We start from the raw sequence: 18138 nt of genomic DNA on the forward strand, positions 1-18138 counted from the left end.
TTCGCCGGCGTAAAGCGTCACTCCGATCGCCGGCGCGATGGCGATGCAGCGGGTGATGAGACGCCGCAGCGCCGGCTTCATCCGCAGCCGCACGAATCCTTCCATCACGATCTGGCCGGTGAGCGTCGCCGTCACCGTCGAGTTCAACCCGCAGGCGATCAGCGCCACCGCGAAAAGCGTCGCCGCGACTGGCTGTCCGAGCAGCGGCGCGATCAGCCGATAAGCTTCGCCAAGCTCGGCGACCTCGGTATGGCCGCTGGCGTGAAAGACCGCCGCCGCGAGAACCAGTATCGCGCCATTGATCAGCAACGCGAGAAACAGCGCCAGCGTGCTGTCGATCACCGCGAAGCGGATCGCCTCGCGCTTCTTTTCGATGGGCTCGGCGACGGCGCGGGTCTGTACGACGAAGGAATGCAGAAAAAGATTATGCGGCATCACCGTCGCGCCGAGAATGCCGAGGCCGATGTAGAGCATCTCTGGATCGGTGAAAAAACGCCGCGTAGGGATGAGCCCCGCCGCGACCTGCGCCATGTCGGGACGCGCCATGATGAGCTGGGCGGTGAAGGACATTGTGATCAGCGCCAGCATCGCCACGACGAAAAGCTCGATCTTGCGAAAGCCGACGCGCTCCAGCGCGAGCACCAGAAAAGTGTCGAGCACGGTGATGAGAATGCCGATGGCGAGCGGCAGGCCGAACAGCAATTGCAGGCCGATCGCCGTGCCGATCACCTCAGCGAGGTCGGTGGCGAATATGCCAACCTCGGCGAGCAGCCAGAGCCCGACCGCCGCCGGGAAGGGATAATGCTTGCGGCAGGCCTGCGCGAGGTCGAGCTCGGCGCCGACGCCGAGCCGCGCCGCGAGCGACTGCAGCACGATCGCCATCAGGCTGGAGAGCACCGCGACGAACAGCAGCGCCGTGCCGAATTGCGAGCCGCCGGCGAGCGCCGTCGCCCAATTGCCGGGGTCCATATAGCCGGTGGCGACGAGATAGCCTGGACCAAGAAAGACGAAAAGACGCCGAAGAAATTTGCCGCCTTCCGGCACATGCACCGATCGGCGCATGTCGCCGCGTTGCGGAATCGGGGCGTGAGCAGTCGTCGCTGGCGTCACAATTTTTTCCTTAGCCGCGCCGGCGCGCGCCGGTCGTGAGAATTCCTCTGAAAGGAGTTTTTCGCCTTAAGGCTTTCCTTTGTCACCCATGTAAATCTTGAGCGCTATATTTCAGGCCGGACGAAGCGAATGGCGCAAGCGGAACTTGTCCAGCGCGGCCAATCTTTTCAAGCCGGGTCGTCGCCGCGCAAGATCGATCATATGCTAACGCGATTGACGCGATTCGTGCCGAAAAAGGCGGGGGTTACAAATGTTCCAACTCACGATCCCGATCAGCTCCGAAGGCGGACATCCGAGCTTTCACAACAACGTGCCCGACCCGGTGACATCGGGCGCCGAGTTGCCGACGTTCAAGTTCGAACTCGAAAAATCGCAAGGCCGCGTCGACGGCGCGAGCTATGGCAAGGAGGCGACCGTCGCCCAGCTGCCAATCTCCAAGGATATCGCCGGCGTTTCAATGCGCATGGAGCAGGGCGTCATGCGCGAACTGCATTGGCATGCGACGGCGGCGGAATGGGGATTCGTCACCGAGGGTCGGGTGCGCACCACCGTCATCGATCCGGCGGGCTGCTCCGAGACCAATGATTTCGAAGCCGGCGATCTTTGGTATTTCCCGCGCGGCCATGGCCATGTCATCGAGACGCTGGGCAAGGAATTGTGCCACTTCATTCTCGTCTTCGACAATGGCTATTTCTCCGAATTCGGCACCTTCAGCATCAGCGACTGGATCGGCCATGCGCCCAAGGAGCTGCTGGCGAAGAATTTCGGCGTGCCGGCGTCGACCTTCGACAATTTCCCGAAAAAGGAGGTCTATTTCGCGAGGGGAAATATCCCGCCAGAAACCCCAACGCCGCCGCTGCAGGGATGGAAGCCGCCGCCGCTCACTCATAAATACAGCCTGCTGTCGCAAAGACCTTTCGAGACCTTTCCGGGCGGAATCGAATGGCGCGTCGACGGCGCGCAATTTCCGATTTCGACGACGATGACCGGCGTCGTTCTCGAAATGGAGCCGGGCGCGCTGCGCGAATTGCATTGGCATCCCAACGCTTCCGAATGGCAATATGTGCTGAGCGGCCAGCTGTGCGTCACGCTGTTTGGATCAAAGGGGCGCTGGCGCCAGGAGACGTTCTCGAAAGGCGATGTCGGCTATATTCCGCAAGGCATGGGCCATTCGCTGGAAAATGTCGGGACCGAAACCGTGCGCGTGCTGATCGTCTTCAACAACGCCCATTATCAGACGATCGATCTCTCGCAATGGATCGCCGGCAATCCGACCGATATTCTCGCGACGAATTTCGGTCAGGACCCCTCGGTCTTCGAGAAATTCCCGCGCCGGGACGTGTTCATGACGAAGTGAGTAATACGAAATCCGTTTGAACGGCCCGGCTGTCATTCCCGACGCGCGCAAAGCGCGCGATCGGGAATCCAGAGACACGGCCATGATCGTAGTTGTAGCTCTGGATTCCCGGTCAGGCCCTCAGCCTGCCGGGAATGACGCTCTCCCAGCGTGCGGATAAGCCGGATACCCGATAGTAGGCTCGCGTCAGCGAGCCTTTTTCACTTGCTGATTTTGCGCAGCAGCGCCTCGAGTCCCTCGGGGAAGATCAGATCATGCGAGACGGCGATTTCGTCGGCGCTCCACCAGCGCCAGCCGAGCACATGGATTTTTTCTTCCTCGGTCAAATCGCGCGGCTTGGGCGCGAAGCGCTCGGCGCGGATCAGATAATAGCGCTCGATCGCCTGATGCCAGTCGTCGCCGATCTCCATCGGGAATTCGCGCGTCGCGACGACCGCTCCGGGATCGACAATGGTTAGGCCCGTTTCTTCATAGACTTCTCGGCGCAGCGCCGATTCGAAGCTCTCGCCCTCCCTGACCGCGCCGCCGGGCGTCGCCCAGAAGTGATGATGGCCGAGCGCGAGAAAATGCGGTGTCAGTCCGCCGGCGTAGCGGATGAGCAGAATGTCATTCTCTTGATCGACGATCAGCGCCCGAGCGGCTTCGCGGCGGGGCAGCGCGCGGCCGTCCCATGGCGCGGCGATCTCGGCGCGGCCTTCCGGCGAAGCCCAATCGACCAGCGACCATTTTCCGTCCTCATAGGCGATCCAATTCGGCGTGGCGTTGAGCACCGGATGTTCACGCTTCTCGTCGAGTCTCTTTCCGGCGGCGAGCCGCCAGGCGATGTCGAGCACGCCCGCATGGGCGACGACCAGCACAGTCTGGCCGGCGCTTTCCTTGGCGATCTGGGTCAAGGCCTTGCGCACCCGCGCGGCGAAATGTTCGAGCGTCTCGCCTTGCGGGGCGGCGAAATCCGGCTTGCGCGCGAGATAATTCATATAGATGTCGGCATAGGCCGCCTGCACTTCGGCATGCGTGTGCCCCTGCCAGACGCCGTCGTCCTTTTCGCGCAAGGCCGGGGTCTTGGCGACGTCAACGCCGCGCGCGCCGGCGATCGGATTCGCCGTCGCGAGCGCGCGGCGCAAATCGCTCGAATAGACCCGGTCGAAATGCGCGCCGGCGAGTTCTTTCGCCAAGGCGGCCGCCTGCGCGCGTCCGCGAGCGTTCAGCGCGATGTCGAATTGGCCCTGAAAGCGCCGTTCGATATTCCAGTTGGTCTCGCCATGGCGTACGAGACACAGAAGCGTGCGGGGCATGTCGTTTCGGATTTAAGGCGCGGGAGCCGCCGTGCAAACCCGCCCGGCATCCGGGCGTGCGGCGTTCTATAGCTTTGGCGTGCAAAAGTCAGTCCGCTTTCGCGGGGCGGCGGCGAATGACCGCATGGCCCCGACGCGCGTTCTAAACTTTTGGGAAAGTTCGCATAGACCTGCGGATGGGCGACCCCGCCCAACCGCAGCGGCCTAATGCCTCAGGCCGGTGGTAAATTCCCCGCTCCGCAGCCGCGCCGGCAGGGTTTCGGCGAAGGCGGCGATGGCCTCCTCGCCATAGGTCGCGACCAATTCGCGCAAGGCTGCGGACAAAGCGGCGTTGGCGAAGGAATCGCTTTCGATCCCCGCCAGTATGGCCTCTGCGAAAGCCTCGGTGACATAAGCGAGGGCCGCTCGGTGCTGTTCACCGCCCAGATCGCTCAGCGAGGCGACGTCCAATGGGTTCATGACGCCACTCTAGAGAACCCGCTCGCGCCGCGCGAGGCGACGATCTCCGGAAGGTTAATTTCGCCAAAGGGCTTTACGGATTTCCGTAACGATAAGTTATGTCGCGGGTCAGCCGCGAGGCCTCCGCCAGATAGCGGGAAATCACGGTTTTGGCGTTGGGGGTGCAGGCGCGATAGGTCAGCTCATAGCCGCGAAAGCCGCGGTTGAACGAGGCCATCAGCCTCTGGCGGCGCGACCCGCTCGGGGCGTCGGCGTCGAGCAGCGCAGCCATTTTCACCCGCCATTCGTCGCCGTCGCCGGCGCCGCAGAGGTCACGCAAAAAGGACAGCGCGCCGAGGACTTCCGAGAGCCTGGTGATCTGCGGCTCATAGGGCGGCGGCGGGCGCTCGGGCCCGCTCGGCGCCGATCCTTCCGTCGCGGTCGCGCCCGGCGCGCCGGGCGTTTGCGGCTTCGTCTGCCCCGGCGTGGCGGCGTCCCGCTTGCGCGGCGGCGGGCGTTCGGACCGCCGCGGCTCCGGCGCCCGATGGTGGCGCGGACCGTCGAAGCCGCCGAACAGGAAATCGAACGGGTCTTGAGCGACCGCTTCGCTCGCGAAGAGCGTCGCGGCGGCCGCCGCCGCGGCAAGCGCCGCCGCCGCGCGCTTTAAATGCGCCGTCATGGGTAGAGCCGCTCCTTTCGCCATGGTTCGTCGGGCGTCGCCCGGTAAAAGCGGACGCGGTCGTGAAGCCGGAACGGCCGATCGGACCAGAATTCCATCGCGATCGGCGCGATGCGGAACCCCCGCCAATAGGGCGGCCTCGGAATGGCGCCGATCGCATATTTGGCGGCGAAGGCGGCGACCGATTTTTCGAGCGCGAAGCGGCTTTCCAGAGGCCGCGACTGCTGGCTCGCCCAGGCGCCGATGCGGGAATCGCGCGGACGGCTGGCGAAATACTCGTCGGCCTCGGCGTCGCTGACTGGGCTGACGGGCCCGCGCAGCCGCACCTGACGGCGCAGCGACTTCCAGTGAAAGAGACCCGCCGCCTGCATATTGGCCTCGAGCTGGCGCCCCTTGGCGCTCTCGGCGTTGGTGTAAAATACGAAGCCGCTGGGCGTCCATTCCTTCAGCAGCACCATGCGCGCGTCGGGCAGACCCTGGGCGTCCGCCGTCGCCAGGACCATCGCCTCGGGGTCGTTCGGCTCCTTGCGCGTCGCTTCCTCGAACCATTGCGCGAACAAGGCGAAAGGCTCGGCGGCGTCGACAAAGTCACCGGGCGTTAACGCGTTCAAGCGAGTATCCTTTCTCAAGCCGAACCAAAGGTCGGCGCTTCGAAGGTGGCCTTTTGCAAATCCTCCGCGTCAGACATACCGCCGCTTGCGCCATTGCTCAAATGTCGCGCGGCGCGCGGCTTATCGCTCTGTCGGCGACGGCCGGCGGCCTCGCCGGCTGTTCGATCGCCATGCCGACGATCTCGAACTCTTCAATGTGGAATTCGGATCGGGCCGCATCCGACGTGACCGGCGCTATACAAAAGCCGCCGCCGCAATTGTCGCATGCGCTCGAGGGGGAAGATCTTCGTCGCGCCACCGCCGCGATGAGCACCGCGCTCGATCCGCAGGGAAGCGGGGCGAGCGTCAATTGGGACAATCCCCAGACCGGCGCCAAGGGCTCCTTCACGCCGATCGGTCAGCCCTATCCGCTGGAGGGGCGGATTTGCCGCGCCTTCCAGGCCGACATTGCGGTGAAGGAAGCGCAGGAAAGCCTGCAAGGCGCCGCCTGTCGCGAAAAAACCGACGAATGGGCGCTCACCGAGGTGAAGCATTTCAGGAAAGGGTGACATGTCGGCGCCCTTCGGCAGACGGCTCATCGTCACGACCATCGCCGCGATCCTGGCGGTTCCGGCATATTTTATCGCCGCCCGCGCGATCACGGCATGGCGGCAAGGCTACGCCTGGGCAGAAATGGATTGGGACGACAAGGGTTATACGTCGATTGCCGATTTCATGCGCGCCGCCGATATCGGCAAGCGGCCGATCGACGTCAACGGCCAGTCCTGCGTCGAATATTTTCTCTATCGCGAAGGCGTGACGGTGAAGATCGTCTGCCCGAGAGGGCGAAGCTAAAGCAAAACGCCCGGGTTGAGGATGCCCTTCGGGTCGAGCGCCGTCTTGATGGCGCGCATCGCGTCGAGCGCCGCAGGGTCTTTCGTTTCTCGCAACAGATCGCGCTTCAGCCGCCCAATGCCATGTTCGGCCGAGATCGAGCCGCCGAGTTCGCGCACCACGCCATGCACGATGGCGTTGACCTCCCCCCAACGCGCCAGGAATTCCGCCTTGTCGGCGCCGACGGGCTGCGAGACGTTATAATGGATATTGCCGTCGCCCATATGGCCGAAAGGAATCGGCCGCGCTTCCGGAAAGGCGGCGCGCAGCCTTCGCCCCGCTTCTTCAATGAAATGCGGAATTTCGTTTACCGGCACGGCCACATCGTGCTTGATCGAGCCGCCCTCGCGCTTTTGCGCCTCCGACATGCTTTCGCGCAGTTTCCACAGCGCCCCCGACTGATCGAGCGATTGGGCGAGCGTCGCGTCCTCGGCGAGATGCGCGCCGAGCGCGGCGGCGAGAATCCGCGCCGCGACGCGCTCGGCTTCGCCCTCCGCGAAGGCCGCAAGTTCGACAAGCGCATACCAGTCGTGCGGCTGCGCAAGAGGATCGCGCGTTCCGGGAATATGGCGCAGAACCAGCTCCACCCCCGATCGTGAGGCGATTTCGAAGGCGTGAAGGCTCGGCCCTGCGCGGTCCTTGACGAAGTTGAGGAGCTTCAGCGCCTGAGCCGGATCGCGAAGTCCGAGAAACGCCACGGCGCGCGAGCGCGGGCGTGGAAAGAGCTTCAGCGTCGCGGCGGTGATGACGCCGAGCGTGCCTTCCGAGCCGATGAACAGCCGCGTCAGATCATAGCCGGTATTGTCCTTGCGCAGCGCGCCGAGAGTCGAGAGAAGCCTTCCGTCGGCGAGCGCGATCTCGACCCCGAGCGCCAGATCGCGCATCGACCCATAGGCGATGACGTGAACGCCGCCGGCGTTGGTCGATAGATTGCCGCCGATGGTGCAGCTTCCTTCCGACGCCAGCGACAGCGGGAAATAGCGGTCGGCGGTCTCCGCCGCCTCCTGCGCCTGCGCCAAGGTCACGCCGGCTTCGACGGTCATCGCGTCGGCGATGGGGTCGACGGCGCGTATCCGACTGAGTCTTTCGAGCGAAAGCACGACCGACGCGCCGCTGGCGTCGGGGGTCTGGCCGCCGACAAGTCCGGTATTGCCGCCTTGGGGAGTGAGGGGCGCGCCAGCTTCGTTGCACAGCGCGAGAATATCGCCGACTTCGCGCGCGGTTCTCGGCTTGAGCACGCAGAGCGCGCGGCCATGGTAGAGGTCGCGAGGCTCGGCCAGATAGGGCGACATCGACGTCGGATCGGTGACGACGGAAGTCTCGCCGACGATGGCCGCGAGACGAGAGATCAGAAAAGGCGCTTCAGACCGATTGGCTGTCACAGTCAGTAGGATGCGCCCTTTTTGTCGCGCTGTCCTTAGCGATAACGACGGCGGCGATTATCCTTGTGGCGCGCATAGACGTAAGCGCGCATGGCGACAGGCGCGCTCGCGAGGACGATACTGCACAATGTTGCGGCGATAAGCGCATTCATCATGACGTTCTCCTTCCAGATCACGGAAATCATTCAACTTCCGGCTACGCTGGACTACCTCGCAAATCCTATGCCTGATTTGGCGGACCGGCAATACCGCTGAGCAATGCTGCTGCGTCGGAATGTCGCTTCTTGACCTTGCTGTGACATTCTCGGCACAGGCGCATGACGCCGGCGCCGATAAATTCATCCCAAGAGCCGCCGTTTAGCGGATTTGCGGCTGCTCTTCTTCTCGAAAACCGCGACGATCTCGACATGCGCCGCGTAGCGGAACTGATCGAGCGGCGCGATTTCTCGGATGACGTACCCGCCTTTGAGCAAAATTGCGGCGTCGCGGGCGAAACTTTGTGCATGGCAGGAGACGGCGACCACGATCGGCGCTTCCGAGCGCGCGATTTCAGCCGCCTGGGCGATGGCGCCGGCGCGCGGCGGATCGAAGATGATGGCGTCGAAACCATTGAGTTCGCTGGCGCTCAACGGCCTGGCGAAGAGATCGCGCTCGATTCCTTCGAGCGGAAGCAGGCCCTGCGTCGCCTGCGCGGCAGCGCGCAGGGCGGCGATGGCGGGAGCGTCCGAATCATAGGCTTTGACCTTGGCGCGCTGCGCGAGGCGAAGCGCGAAAGCGCCGACGCCGCAGAAAAGATCGGCGACGATTCGCGCCTTCGCGGTCGCCTCGCAGACTCGCGCTGCGATTTCCTCTTCGCCGCGCTGCGTCGCTTGCAGGAAGGCGCCGGCGGGAAGCGTCAGCGTCGCCCCGCCGATGTCGATTTCCGGCGGCCGACGCAGCGTGACGAGCCTGCCGTGATTGGTCAGCCGGGCAAGATCATGCGCGTCGGCCGCAGCGATCAGCGCGCTTATTTCCACATCGGAGAGCGGACCGGCGCCGCGCAGCTCGATGTCGAGGCCGCCGCGCGTCGCGGTGACGGCGATGTCGAGCGGCTTGCCGCGCGGCGCGAGCGCGGCGGCGATGGCGCGCGCGGCGGTCAATGCGCCGTCAAGCTCTGGCGCGAGCAAGGGGCAGGCGTCGATCTCGACGATCCGATGCGAGCGCGCCGCCATGAAGCCGACTTGCGCCGCTCCGGAATCGAATCGCGCGTGAAAAGTCACGCGGCGCCGGCCGGCGCCGTGCGCGTCGATCGGCAGCGCGACCGCGCATGTCACGCCTTCGTTCTGCAGAGCCGACTCGACGAGGCCGCGCTTCCACGCCGCATAGTGGTCGGCGCGAAGCGCCTGAACGGCGCAACCGCCGCAATTCGTGAAATACGGGCAGATCGGCGCGATGCGCTGGGGCGAGGCTTCGAGGACATCAATAAGACGCGCCCGCTCGCCATCCGCTTCCACGGTCACGCTTTCACCTGCGAGCGCATAAGGAACGAAAACGCGCTTCTCATGCAACAGCGCGACGCCCTCGCCACGTACGCCAAGTCGTTGGATGAATAGTCGGAGAACCGCCATTAAGAAGACCCCGATTAACGGCCGACGCACAGCGCGAGAACGGCAGCGATCTCGCGCACGGCGGACAGCGCGCCGTCAAGTTCGAACGCAAGCAACAGACAGGCGTCGATTTCGACGACTGGATGCGAGCACGCCGCCGTGAAACGGGCGCGCGACTGTACAGCGTCAAATCTCGCAGAATAGGTTGGGCGGCGGCGCCGGCCGGCGCCTTGTGGGCCGATCATGAATGCGACTTCGCATGTCATTCTGGGTTCAACATGGATTTTTGGTTCAGACCCAATTTCCGCTCCGCATAACAATCGACGCCAAGCGTTCGAACGGCCTGGCCCGTGTTCAGAGAAGCGCGCGCCGATCGACGCGATTCGCTGCGATGCTTCCAGTACGTCGCAAAGAAACGTCCGCGCGCTGTCTGCATTTACGGTCACGATTTAGCTTGCGCGCGCATCGTCTACGAACGCGCTCTTCTCCTGCAGCGGCGCGACACGCGCGCCACGTACGCCAATCGTTCGAATCATAAAATCGAATAAGTGCTTTCGCCGCCATCGAGCCGGCGCGCGAACGTCCAAAGTCAATTCTCACGTAGAAGGTCATGCCGTTCCGGCCGGCGCCATGCGCGTCGATCATGAATACGACTTCACATGCCTGTCATTGTTAAACTTTGGTTTTTGATCAGCCCGCGTTTCCGCTCCGCATCGAAGTCAACGCGATTCGCTCCGGCGATGCTTGCAGCCTGTCGACAACGAACATCCATTCCCCGTCTGCATCTACAGTCACGCTTTCGCCAGAGCCCGTAGCGCGCGCAGAGTACGAACGCGCGCTTCAGTTGCAGTAGCGCGACGCTCTCTCCGCGTACGCCAATCGTTGGATGAATAGTCGAATAGGCGCAATCGAGAAATCCCCTCTTGACGGTTAAGCACAAGAGCTACCTACTGCGTGCGAAGGGAAGGAGCTAACGGGAATGAACATGCGCACTGTTGCCATATCGACCGACGTCTTTGCCGCAATCTGGGCAAATCGCTTGGCGGGAGAAGATTCTGAAGATGCAATTCTCCGCAGACTGTTCAATGTGGCTGCCGACAATTTTCGAGAACGAACTGATTCTAACCTGACTAAAATTAGTGAGTCTGTCGACTCGCCTGCTCGAAGCGGAACGCCGATTGTAGACTCTACAAACGGCGTACGTTTTGAACACGGCTTCAAGGTTTATCGATTCGCCAAAGGGGTGCAGTACGAGGCGGAGGTGCAGGATGGGCAATGGCTGCTCAAACATGACAAGAAGCTTTATTCGAGCATAAATCAGATGAGCCAAGCGCTCGGGCTTCAAGAAAATGTTTGGAACCATTGGTACTATATCGATGGCCGAGGGAAGCAGAAAAAGCTCAATGAACTGCGTCCCCGATCGCTTATTACCAAACGTCGTCGCCGGAGCTGATCGAATCGCGCTTATTCGCCTGAATTAGGAACTCGCGATTGCCGTCGCCGCCCTTGATCGGCGAGGAGGTTAGGCCACAAACGCGCCAGCCTAAAGCTTCGATTTCTTTCTCTGCGCGCGCGCAGACCTGCGCGTGAATCTTTTCGTCGCGCACGACGCCCTTCTTCGCCGCCGCCCGACCGGCTTCGAACTGCGGCTTGATCAGCGCGATAAGGTCAGCGTCTGGCGCTGCGAGTGAAAGGATCTGCGGCAGCAGGACGCTCAGCGAAATAAAGCTTGCGTCGATCACGATCAGGCTCGGCGGCTCGGCAAGCTGCGCAGCGGTCAACGCACGCGCATCCTGGCCTTCAAGCGAGGTCACGCGCGAATCGGCGCGCAGTCTGTCGTGCAATTGCCCATGACCGACATCGACGGCGACGACGTGGCGGGCGCCGCGCGCCAGTAAAACGTCGGTGAAGCCGCCGGTCGAGGCGCCGACGTCGAGGCAGTAGCGCGCCTTCGGATCGACGCCGAAATGATCGAGCGCATGCGCGAGCTTCACGCCGCCGCGCGAGACCCATGGATACGCCGCGTGCGCAATGATCTCAGCGTCGGCGGCGATCGGCTCGGACGGCTTTTTGACGATGCGGCCGTCGACGCTGACAAGGCCGGCTTCGATCGCCTCGCGCGCCTTGGCGCGACTCTCGAACAGCCCAAGCGCATGGAGCGCCGTATCGGCGCGGCTCGCGCCCATCGTCATTCTCCTGTCTGCAACAGCGTGCCGGCGCGCCGTGCGCCTTGTAGCAGCCGGCCAAACCCGACCGACGCCGCCGCGAACAGAACCACGTCGATGGCCAATCCTTCAACCAGTAGATCCCAGCGGACGACGTGATCGATCAATACGCCGCGCAGACCTTCGAACACATAGGTCGGCGGCAGCATCCAAGAGAACGGCTGCAGCCATGTCGGCAGCGTGGTCACCGGATAATAGACAGCGGCGAGCGGCTGCACGAGGAACATCAGCGACCAGACGAGATTTTCAGCGCCCAGTCCAAAGCGCAATAGAATGCCGGAGACGAAGAGCCCGATGCTCCAAGCGAAGAGCATCAGCACGATGAAGAAGGCCGCGAAAGCGATCCCGAGCGCCCAGAGATTGAATCCGAAGAACAGGATCGCAAAGATCGTGACAGGAAGCACGCCGACGGTCAGTCGAATGAGGCTCATCGCGACCAGCGCGCTGACAAATTCCGCCGGCCGCAGCGGGCTCATCAAAATATTGGGCAGGTTGCGCGACCACATTTCCTCGATGAAGGAGAAGCAGAAGCCCTGCTGGCCGCGCAGAAGAATGTCCCACAAAAGAATGGCGCCGATCAGCGTGCCGGCGGCCTGCGCCGCGCCGCCCGGCGCCGCGAGCGCGCCAGCGCGCACCAGATAGGTCTGCAAAAATCCCCAGGTGAGGAGCTGAACGGTCGGCCAATAGACCAAATCGAGCACGCGCGTGCGCGAGGCGCGCAAAAGATAGGCGTAACGCAGCACCATCGCGCCGACGCGCTTGAAGGAGAAATTCATGCCGGCGCTCCGTTGACGCGGCCGCGCGCGACGTCGAGAAACACTTCTTCGAGCGTGTCGCGGCCATAGCGCGCCAGGAGATTGGCCGGCGAATCATCGTCGACCAGCGTTCCGTCCTTCAGCATCAGCACGCGGTCGCACAGGCGCTCGACCTCGTTCATATTGTGCGAGGCGAGCAGGATCGCGCAATTATGCGTCTTGCGATGCGCCTCTAACCGCGCGCGCACCCAATCCGCCGTGTCCGGATCGAGCGAAGCGGTCGGTTCGTCGAGCAATAAGAGCTGCGGATCGTTGATCAGCGACTTGGCGATGGCGACGCGAGTCTTCTGGCCGGCGGAAAGGCGGCCGGTCTGCCGGTCGAGAAAATCGCCGAGGGCGAGATCCTCGGCGAGCCGCTCGATCTTCGCGTCGAGCTCGTCGACGTCATAGAGCATGCCGAAGACGCGCAGATTCTGCCGCACGGTGAGGCGATGCGGCATGTCGACATAGGGGCTTTCGAAATTCATCCGGCCGAGCGCGCCGTAGCGGTTGCGCGCCATGTCGCAGCCAAAGACTTGGATCGAGCCTTGCGTCGGCTCGATCAGTCCCATCACCATGCCGATGGTGGTGGTCTTGCCGGCGCCATTGCCGCCGAGCAGTCCTGTGACCGAGCCGGCCTCAAGCGAGAAATCGAGCGGCCCGACGACTCTGCGATTGTCGTAACTTTTCGAAAGGCCGGCGACGGCAAGCGTCGGCGCGACGGGAGTGGCTGACATGCGCGCACATTATCGTCGCGCTCCGGCGACGCAAGCGCATCTCATATTTTAATATTTCAATGATGCACTTTTGAACACAAGGCCTTCGCTATTTCTGGCACGCCGGACAATAAAATGTCGAGCGGCCGGACTGGACAACGCGGGCGATGGTTCCCTTGCAGCCCGGCGTCGGACAGGCCGCGCCTTCGCGGTCATAGACTCGGAAACTGTGCTGGAAATAGCCGAGCGAGCCGTCGGTCTGGCGATGGTCGCGCAGCGACGAGCCGCCAGCCTTCAGCGCGTCGTTTAAAACCTCCTTGATCGCCTGAGGCAGACGCGCCAGCGCCGGTTTCGGCCGGCCGTTCGCCGTGACGAGCGATCCCCCGGCGCGCAGCGGCGAAATATGGGCGCGGTGCGCCGCCTCGCAGACATAGATATTGCCGAGCCCGGCGATCAGACGCTGGTCGAGGAGAAGCGCCTTGACCGGCGCCGCGCGTCCGCCAAAGGCGCCCGCCAGGAAGGCGGCGTCGAGCGCGTCGCTCAAAGGCTCGACGCCGAGCCCGCGAAAGCGCTTGTCCGCGCCGATCTCATTCGTCGCGACCAGCAGCATGCAGCCGAAGCGGCGCGGATCATTGTAAATGACGCGCTTGCCGTGATCGAGATTGAAGACGACATGGTCATGCGCGGCGATCTTGCCGCTCGCGCGGTGAAAGACGCCCGGCGTCTCGTCGTCGATGCGGAACGAACCGCTCATGCCAAGATGCATGATCAGCGATTGCGCATCGTCGAGATCGGCGATGAGATATTTAGCGCGGCGGCGCAGCTCCAGAACCCGCCTGCCCTGAAGCCGCGCGGCAAAGCCTTGCGGAAAGGGAACGCGCAGATCATGGCGGCGGAGTTCGACGCGCGCGATCGTCGCGCCGACGAGCGCCGGGGCCAGTCCCCGCCGCACGGTTTCGACCTCGGGCAGTTCAGGCATCGCTAGGGTTAATCCCGTCGAAAGGGCCGGCGCGCCGGGGCGGCGCGGGCGTAGCCACCGGCCCGGCGACAGGCTATACCGTCCCCTTCCTTCCTCGTCACCAGAGCGCCTGATGATTGACCGTAGTTCCGAGCGAGAGGGCTCGACCCATTTCGGCTATTCTGAAGTCCCCTTGAGCGAGAAACAGGGCCTCGTCGACGACGTCTTTCACAAGGTCGCGCGACGCTACGACATCATGAATGATCTGATGTCGGGCGGCATGCACCGGCTGTGGAAGGACAGTTTCGTCGGCAAGGTCAATGCGCGCGGGCGCAGGGATTTTCGTCACCTCGACGTCGCCGGCGGCACCGGCGACATCGCCTTTCGCATCGCCGCCGCGGCGGCGCATGACGCCGAAATCATCGTGCTCGACATCAATGGCGAGATGCTCGAAGTCGGCAAGGACCGGGCGAAGGAGCGCGGCCTTTCCGGGGTCGAATTCGTGCAGGCCAACGCCGAATCGCTGCCCTTTCCCGATGCGCATTTCGACAGCTACACGATCGCTTTCGGCATCCGCAACGTGCCGCGCATCGAGGTTGCGCTCAGCGAAGCCCATCGCGTGCTGAAACCCGGCGGCCGTTTCCTCTGCCTTGAGTTTTCGCATGTCGCCGTCCCGGGACTCGACAAGCTTTATGAAGCCTATTCGTTCAATGTCATTCCGACGATCGGCAAATTCGTCGCCGGAGACTCCGAGCCCTACCGCTATCTCGTCGAATCGATCCGCAAATTTCCCAGCGCCGAGGAATTCGAACGCATGATCCGCAAGGCGGGATTCCGCCGCACCGGCTATGAGCGGCTGACCGGCGGCGTGGTGGCGATCCATTCCGGCTGGAAGAGCTGATCCTTAAAGAGCGGCGGCATTCGTGATACCTGGCGTCAGTCATTTCTATCGTCTGGCGCGCGCCGGCTACATCATGGCGCGCGAAGGCGTCTTCGCGCTGCTCGATCCCGCGCTGCTGCCGCCGGCTGCGGCGCCGCTGGTGCGTTTCGCCAATCTCTTCGCCGGCGGCAAGCGCGACGGCGCCGGCAAGGCGCTGGTGCGCGCGCTGGCGCAGATCGGCCCGTCTTACGTGAAGCTCGGGCAGTTCCTGGCGACCCGCCCGGACATCGTCGGCGGCGAAATCGCCGACGCGCTCACCGCGCTGCAGGACCGGATGGAGCCTTTCGGCCGCGACAGGGCCGTCGCCATCATTGAAAAGGCGCTGGGCAGAAACATCGACGAACTCTTCGTCACCTTCGGCGAACCTGTCGCCGCGGCCTCGGTCGCCCAGGTGCATGTCGCCGAGGCGCGCTACAAGGAGGGGGTGCGCAAGGTTGCGGTGAAAGTGCTGCGGCCGGGAATCGAAAGCCAGTTCGCCGTCGATTTGCGCGACATGTATCGGATCGCGCGTCTCGCCGAGCGCTACTCCTCCGAGGCGCGGCGCCTGCGGATGATTGAGGTCGTCGATACGCTGGCCCGCACGGTAAAGCTCGAAACCGACTTTCGTCTTGAAGCCGCGGCGGCCTCGGAATTCGCCGACAATGTCGCCGGCGATCAGGAAATTCATGTGCCCCATGTCGATTGGAGCCGCACCGACCGCGAAGTGCTGACGCTCGAATGGATCGACGGCATTCCCTTATCCGACATGGAGCGGGTCGCGGCCGAGGGCCATGATCTGAAAGCGATCGGCCGCAATGTGCTGCAGTCCTTCCTGCGCCATGCGATGCGCGACGGCTTCTTTCACGCCGATATGCATCAGGGCAATCTCTTCGTCGACAAGACGGGACGGCTGGTCGCCATCGACTTCGGGATCATGGGGCGGCTGGGATTGAAAGAGCGCCGCTTCCTCGCCGAAATCCTCTATGGCTTCATTATTCGCGACTATAAGCGCGTCGCCGAGGTTCATTTCGAGGCGGGCTATGTCCCCGCCACCCATTCGATTCAAGAATTCGCCCAGGCGCTGCGCGCCATCGGCGAACCGATGCATACGATCAACCCCGCCGATATTTCGATGGCGCGTCTCTTGACCCTGCTCTTCGAAGTGACGGCGCTGTTCGATATGCGCACCCGCACCGAACTGGTGCTGTTGCAAAAGACCATGGTCGTCGCCGAGGGCGTCGCCCGCGCCTATGATCCAAAGCTCGACATCTGGAAGACGTGCGATCCGGTGGTGCGCTCCTGGATCGAGGAAAATCTCGGCGTCAAGGCGAAGGTCGAAGACGCGAGCAGGAGCGTCGTCGAACTGGCGAAGCTTGCGACCCATCTGCCGCGCACGCTGGCGGAGGCGGAACTCGCGATCCACCGCGTGTCGAAGATGGCGGAGGAAGGCGTCGAATTGTCGGACCGCTCGCTCGACGCGCTTTCGGAAATGAGACGACGGTCCGACCGCTGGTTCCTGCTCGCCGTGATCGCTCTGGCGCTGCTGGCGATCTGGATTTTTTAGGCGGTTGGCCTGGCGAAGCGTTCTCATTAAACGTGAGGCGATAGGCTCAAAAATAGAAACGCCGCCACATCGAATATGACGGGCGGCGTTTTATTTCGTCAACATGCGGCGCAGCGCCTACTTCACACCCACCAGCTCCACGTCGAAGATCAGCCAGGCGTTCGGCGGGATGACGCCGCCGGCGCCGCGCGCGCCATAGCCGAGGTCCGGCGGAATCACCAGCGTGCGCTTGCCGCCGACCTTCATGCCCTCGACGCCTTCATCCCAGCCCTTGATCACCTGGCCCTGGCCGAGCGGGAATTCGAACGGCTGGCCGCGATCGCGCGACGAATCGAATTTCTTGCCCTTGTCGCCATTGTTGTAGAGCCAGCCGGTGTAATGCACGGCGGCGGTCTGGCCGACCTTGGCGGTCGCGCCGGTTCCGACCTTCGTGTCCTTATACTGAAGGCCGGTGAGGCTTTTGGTCATTTCCGCTTCGGCGCGGACGTCGACGGTGATCGCGAGGCTCGCAACCGCGGCGAAGGCGGCAATAAGTGCTTTCGAGAAAAGGCGCATCTTTCGTTCCTCCAGCTTTTGAACCGACGCCATGTTCCTCGGATCGAGGATCGTTGAAACCTATCCCAGCACGCCAGTGTCGCGGGCGAGCTGCAGCAAATCCTTCTGCGGCCGCGCGCCGACATGCGAAATGATTTCCGCCGCGGCGAGCGCGCCAAGCATGGCGCTGCGCTCATGCGGCAGGTCTTGCGTATAGCCGGCGAGAAAGCCGGCGGCGAAGAGATCGCCGGCGCCGGTGGTGTCGACCACCTCCTCGACAGGAAAGGCCGGCGCCGCGACGGCGCTCGCGCCATTGGCGACCACGCAGCCCTTTTCCGAGCGGGTGACGACGCCGAGAAGCCCCTCTTCGCCGCGCAGCGCCGCGAGCGCCGTGTCGAAATCGCCGGTTTCATAGAGCGCGTGCAATTCGCTCTCATTGGCGAAGACGATGTCGACCACGCGGTCGCGAATGAGCGAGAGAAATTCGCCGCGATAGCGATCGACGCAGAAACTGTCGGATAGCGTCAGCGCCACCTTGCGGCCGTTGGCGCGCGAAATCTTCGCCGCCTTCAGGAAGGCTTCCTTCGCGCCCGGCGGATCCCAAAGATAGCCCTCCATATAGAGGACTTTCGCGCGCGCCACCGTCTCCTCGTCGATGTCGTTTGGCGCGAGCGCCTGACAGGCGCCGAGAAACGTGTTCATCGTGCGCTGGCCGTCCGGCGTGACGAAAATCAGACAGCGCGCGGTCGCCGCGCCATCGGCAGCGAAGGGCGTGTCGAAGGCGACGCCGGCCTTGCGGATGTCATGCGCGAATTCGCGCCCTGCGGCGTCTTCCTTGACCTTGCCGACGAATCCCGCGGCGCGCCCGAGGCTCGCGACGCCCGCCATGGTATTTGCGGCGGAGCCGCCGGAAATCACCGTCGTCGGGCCCATGCTCGCGTAAAGCTCGGCGGCGCGCGCTTCGTCGACAAGCATCATCGAGCCTTTGCGCAGTCCCGCCTTTAACAGTTCGTCGTCGGCGGCGCGGGCGATCGTGTCGACGATGGCGTTGCCGATTCCCAGCACGTCAAATGATGAGGTCATGAGAGGCGATGATC

21 protein-coding genes are annotated in these 18138 nt (G+C 63.4%); 6 read left to right on the forward strand and 15 right to left on the reverse strand.

Annotated elements, in window-relative coordinates; genetic code table 11:
• A partial coding sequence (locus tag U1E20_RS15075) for an Nramp family divalent metal transporter (protein WP_409981568.1) occupies nucleotides 1-1062 on the reverse strand: 1062 nt, incomplete at its 3' end.
• 298 nt (nucleotides 1063-1360) lie between these two features.
• Between U1E20_RS15075 and U1E20_RS15080 the strand changes: the two genes are divergently transcribed.
• The gene (locus tag U1E20_RS15080) at nucleotides 1361-2467 is read left to right on the forward strand and encodes a cupin domain-containing protein (protein WP_409981445.1); all 1107 of its coding nucleotides are present in this window, start codon (nucleotides 1361-1363) and stop codon (nucleotides 2465-2467) included.
• Between the two features lie 200 nt (nucleotides 2468-2667).
• On the opposite strand, the gene U1E20_RS15085 is transcribed toward U1E20_RS15080, so the two are convergent.
• The 4 genes from U1E20_RS15085 to pdxH form a co-directional block, all read right to left on the reverse strand.
• Nucleotides 2668-3762: a histidine phosphatase family protein gene (locus U1E20_RS15085; RefSeq protein WP_409981446.1), complete on the reverse strand. Its 1095-nt coding sequence runs from the start codon at nucleotides 3760-3762 to the stop codon at nucleotides 2668-2670.
• A 204-nt stretch (nucleotides 3763-3966) separates the two neighbouring features.
• The gene (locus U1E20_RS15090; RefSeq protein WP_409981447.1) at nucleotides 3967-4221 is read right to left on the reverse strand and encodes a hypothetical protein; all 255 of its coding nucleotides are present in this window, start codon (nucleotides 4219-4221) and stop codon (nucleotides 3967-3969) included.
• A gap of 73 nt (nucleotides 4222-4294) precedes the next feature.
• On the reverse strand, nucleotides 4295-4879 hold the full coding sequence (locus U1E20_RS15095) for a TIGR02301 family protein (RefSeq protein WP_409981448.1): 585 nt from the start codon (nucleotides 4877-4879) through the stop codon (nucleotides 4295-4297).
• A complete protein-coding gene (gene pdxH, locus U1E20_RS15100) occupies nucleotides 4876-5490 on the reverse strand; it encodes a pyridoxamine 5'-phosphate oxidase (RefSeq protein ID WP_409981449.1) in 615 nt (204 codons plus the stop codon). Before pdxH ends, U1E20_RS15095 begins: the two co-directional genes overlap by 4 nt.
• A gap of 101 nt (nucleotides 5491-5591) precedes the next feature.
• On the opposite strand from pdxH, the gene U1E20_RS15105 reads away from it, so the two are divergent.
• The gene (locus U1E20_RS15105; protein ID WP_409981450.1) at nucleotides 5592-6038 is read left to right on the forward strand and encodes an RT0821/Lpp0805 family surface protein; all 447 of its coding nucleotides are present in this window, start codon (nucleotides 5592-5594) and stop codon (nucleotides 6036-6038) included.
• Between the two features lies 1 nt (nucleotide 6039).
• Nucleotides 6040-6324, forward strand: a complete 285-nt coding sequence (locus U1E20_RS15110) for a hypothetical protein (protein WP_409981451.1) — start codon at nucleotides 6040-6042, stop codon at nucleotides 6322-6324.
• Here U1E20_RS15110 and U1E20_RS15115 read toward each other — a convergent pair.
• The 4 genes from U1E20_RS15115 to U1E20_RS15130 all read right to left on the reverse strand — a co-directional run bounded on the left by U1E20_RS15115 (nucleotide 6321) and on the right by U1E20_RS15130 (nucleotide 9576).
• Complete coding sequence (locus tag U1E20_RS15115; RefSeq protein ID WP_409981452.1) at nucleotides 6321-7745, reverse strand: FAD-binding oxidoreductase; 1425 nt, start codon at nucleotides 7743-7745, stop codon at nucleotides 6321-6323. The genes U1E20_RS15110 and U1E20_RS15115 overlap by 4 nt on opposite strands.
• A gap of 35 nt (nucleotides 7746-7780) precedes the next feature.
• Nucleotides 7781-7930 carry a hypothetical protein gene (locus U1E20_RS15120; protein ID WP_409981453.1) on the reverse strand — a complete coding sequence of 50 codons (150 nt, stop codon included), beginning with the start codon at nucleotides 7928-7930 and terminating at the stop codon, nucleotides 7781-7783.
• Between the two features lie 153 nt (nucleotides 7931-8083).
• Entirely contained in the window at nucleotides 8084-9352 is a 1269-nt protein-coding gene (locus tag U1E20_RS15125) for a class I SAM-dependent RNA methyltransferase (RefSeq protein ID WP_409981454.1), read from the reverse strand.
• 14 nt (nucleotides 9353-9366) lie between these two features.
• Nucleotides 9367-9576 carry a hypothetical protein gene (locus tag U1E20_RS15130; RefSeq protein WP_409981455.1) on the reverse strand — a complete coding sequence of 70 codons (210 nt, stop codon included), beginning with the start codon at nucleotides 9574-9576 and terminating at the stop codon, nucleotides 9367-9369.
• Between the two features lie 734 nt (nucleotides 9577-10310).
• On the opposite strand from U1E20_RS15130, the gene U1E20_RS15135 reads away from it, so the two are divergent.
• A complete protein-coding gene (locus tag U1E20_RS15135; protein ID WP_409981456.1) occupies nucleotides 10311-10784 on the forward strand; it encodes a hypothetical protein in 474 nt (157 codons plus the stop codon).
• Here U1E20_RS15135 and U1E20_RS15140 read toward each other — a convergent pair.
• The 4 genes from U1E20_RS15140 to mutM all read right to left on the reverse strand — a co-directional run bounded on the left by U1E20_RS15140 (nucleotide 10759) and on the right by mutM (nucleotide 14045).
• Nucleotides 10759-11517 carry a TlyA family RNA methyltransferase gene (locus U1E20_RS15140; protein ID WP_409981457.1) on the reverse strand — a complete coding sequence of 253 codons (759 nt, stop codon included), beginning with the start codon at nucleotides 11515-11517 and terminating at the stop codon, nucleotides 10759-10761. The genes U1E20_RS15135 and U1E20_RS15140 overlap by 26 nt on opposite strands.
• A 2-nt stretch (nucleotides 11518-11519) precedes the next feature.
• Nucleotides 11520-12332 (reverse strand): ABC transporter permease, encoded by an 813-nt coding sequence (locus U1E20_RS15145; RefSeq protein ID WP_409981458.1) that lies wholly within the window; start codon nucleotides 12330-12332, stop codon nucleotides 11520-11522.
• Nucleotides 12329-13087, reverse strand: coding sequence for an ABC transporter ATP-binding protein (locus tag U1E20_RS15150; protein ID WP_409981459.1), 759 nt, complete (start codon nucleotides 13085-13087; stop codon nucleotides 12329-12331). The genes U1E20_RS15145 and U1E20_RS15150 overlap by 4 nt, the downstream gene beginning before the upstream one ends.
• A gap of 88 nt (nucleotides 13088-13175) precedes the next feature.
• Nucleotides 13176-14045, reverse strand: coding sequence for a bifunctional DNA-formamidopyrimidine glycosylase/DNA-(apurinic or apyrimidinic site) lyase (mutM, locus tag U1E20_RS15155; protein ID WP_409981460.1), 870 nt, complete (start codon nucleotides 14043-14045; stop codon nucleotides 13176-13178).
• 112 nt (nucleotides 14046-14157) lie between these two features.
• Here mutM and ubiE point away from each other — a divergent pair, with 112 nt between their 5' ends.
• Together ubiE and ubiB are read left to right on the forward strand one after the other, a co-directional pair.
• Nucleotides 14158-14925: a bifunctional demethylmenaquinone methyltransferase/2-methoxy-6-polyprenyl-1,4-benzoquinol methylase UbiE gene (gene ubiE / locus U1E20_RS15160; RefSeq protein ID WP_409981461.1), complete on the forward strand. Its 768-nt coding sequence runs from the start codon at nucleotides 14158-14160 to the stop codon at nucleotides 14923-14925.
• Nucleotides 14926-14947: 22 nt separating this feature from the next.
• Nucleotides 14948-16507, forward strand: coding sequence for a 2-polyprenylphenol 6-hydroxylase (gene ubiB / locus U1E20_RS15165; RefSeq protein ID WP_409981462.1), 1560 nt, complete (start codon nucleotides 14948-14950; stop codon nucleotides 16505-16507).
• A 117-nt stretch (nucleotides 16508-16624) separates the two neighbouring features.
• On the opposite strand, the gene U1E20_RS15170 is transcribed toward ubiB, so the two are convergent.
• Nucleotides 16625-17062 (reverse strand): FKBP-type peptidyl-prolyl cis-trans isomerase, encoded by a 438-nt coding sequence (locus U1E20_RS15170; protein ID WP_409981463.1) that lies wholly within the window; start codon nucleotides 17060-17062, stop codon nucleotides 16625-16627.
• A gap of 60 nt (nucleotides 17063-17122) precedes the next feature.
• A complete protein-coding gene (locus U1E20_RS15175) occupies nucleotides 17123-18124 on the reverse strand; it encodes an adenosine kinase (RefSeq protein ID WP_409981464.1) in 1002 nt (333 codons plus the stop codon).
• Nucleotides 18125-18138: the final 14 nt, after the last annotated feature.

This window comes from Methylocystis sp. (genome assembly GCF_046349115.1).
In the GTDB taxonomy this organism is placed as follows: Bacteria; Pseudomonadota; Alphaproteobacteria; order Rhizobiales; family Beijerinckiaceae; genus Methylocystis.

Coding starts and splice junctions, on each gene's coding strand:
- U1E20_RS15080 (WP_409981445.1), top strand. CDS start 1,361: ATGTTCCAACTCACGATCCCGATCAGCTCCGAAGGCGGACATCCGAGC.
- U1E20_RS15085 (WP_409981446.1), bottom strand. CDS start 3,762: ATGCCCCGCACGCTTCTGTGTCTCGTACGCCATGGCGAGACCAACTGG.
- U1E20_RS15090 (WP_409981447.1), bottom strand. CDS start 4,221: ATGAACCCATTGGACGTCGCCTCGCTGAGCGATCTGGGCGGTGAACAG.
- U1E20_RS15095 (WP_409981448.1), bottom strand. CDS start 4,879: ATGACGGCGCATTTAAAGCGCGCGGCGGCGGCGCTTGCCGCGGCGGCG.
- U1E20_RS15105 (WP_409981450.1), top strand. CDS start 5,592: ATGTCGCGCGGCGCGCGGCTTATCGCTCTGTCGGCGACGGCCGGCGGC.
- U1E20_RS15110 (WP_409981451.1), top strand. CDS start 6,040: ATGTCGGCGCCCTTCGGCAGACGGCTCATCGTCACGACCATCGCCGCG.
- U1E20_RS15120 (WP_409981453.1), bottom strand. CDS start 7,930: ATGATTTCCGTGATCTGGAAGGAGAACGTCATGATGAATGCGCTTATC.
- U1E20_RS15125 (WP_409981454.1), bottom strand. CDS start 9,352: ATGGCGGTTCTCCGACTATTCATCCAACGACTTGGCGTACGTGGCGAG.
- U1E20_RS15130 (WP_409981455.1), bottom strand. CDS start 9,576: ATGATCGGCCCACAAGGCGCCGGCCGGCGCCGCCGCCCAACCTATTCT.
- U1E20_RS15135 (WP_409981456.1), top strand. CDS start 10,311: ATGAACATGCGCACTGTTGCCATATCGACCGACGTCTTTGCCGCAATC.
- U1E20_RS15140 (WP_409981457.1), bottom strand. CDS start 11,517: ATGGGCGCGAGCCGCGCCGATACGGCGCTCCATGCGCTTGGGCTGTTC.
- U1E20_RS15145 (WP_409981458.1), bottom strand. CDS start 12,332: ATGAATTTCTCCTTCAAGCGCGTCGGCGCGATGGTGCTGCGTTACGCC.
- U1E20_RS15150 (WP_409981459.1), bottom strand. CDS start 13,087: ATGTCAGCCACTCCCGTCGCGCCGACGCTTGCCGTCGCCGGCCTTTCG.
- mutM (WP_409981460.1), bottom strand. CDS start 14,045: ATGCCTGAACTGCCCGAGGTCGAAACCGTGCGGCGGGGACTGGCCCCG.
- ubiE (WP_409981461.1), top strand. CDS start 14,158: ATGATTGACCGTAGTTCCGAGCGAGAGGGCTCGACCCATTTCGGCTAT.
- U1E20_RS15170 (WP_409981463.1), bottom strand. CDS start 17,062: ATGCGCCTTTTCTCGAAAGCACTTATTGCCGCCTTCGCCGCGGTTGCG.
- U1E20_RS15175 (WP_409981464.1), bottom strand. CDS start 18,124: ATGACCTCATCATTTGACGTGCTGGGAATCGGCAACGCCATCGTCGAC.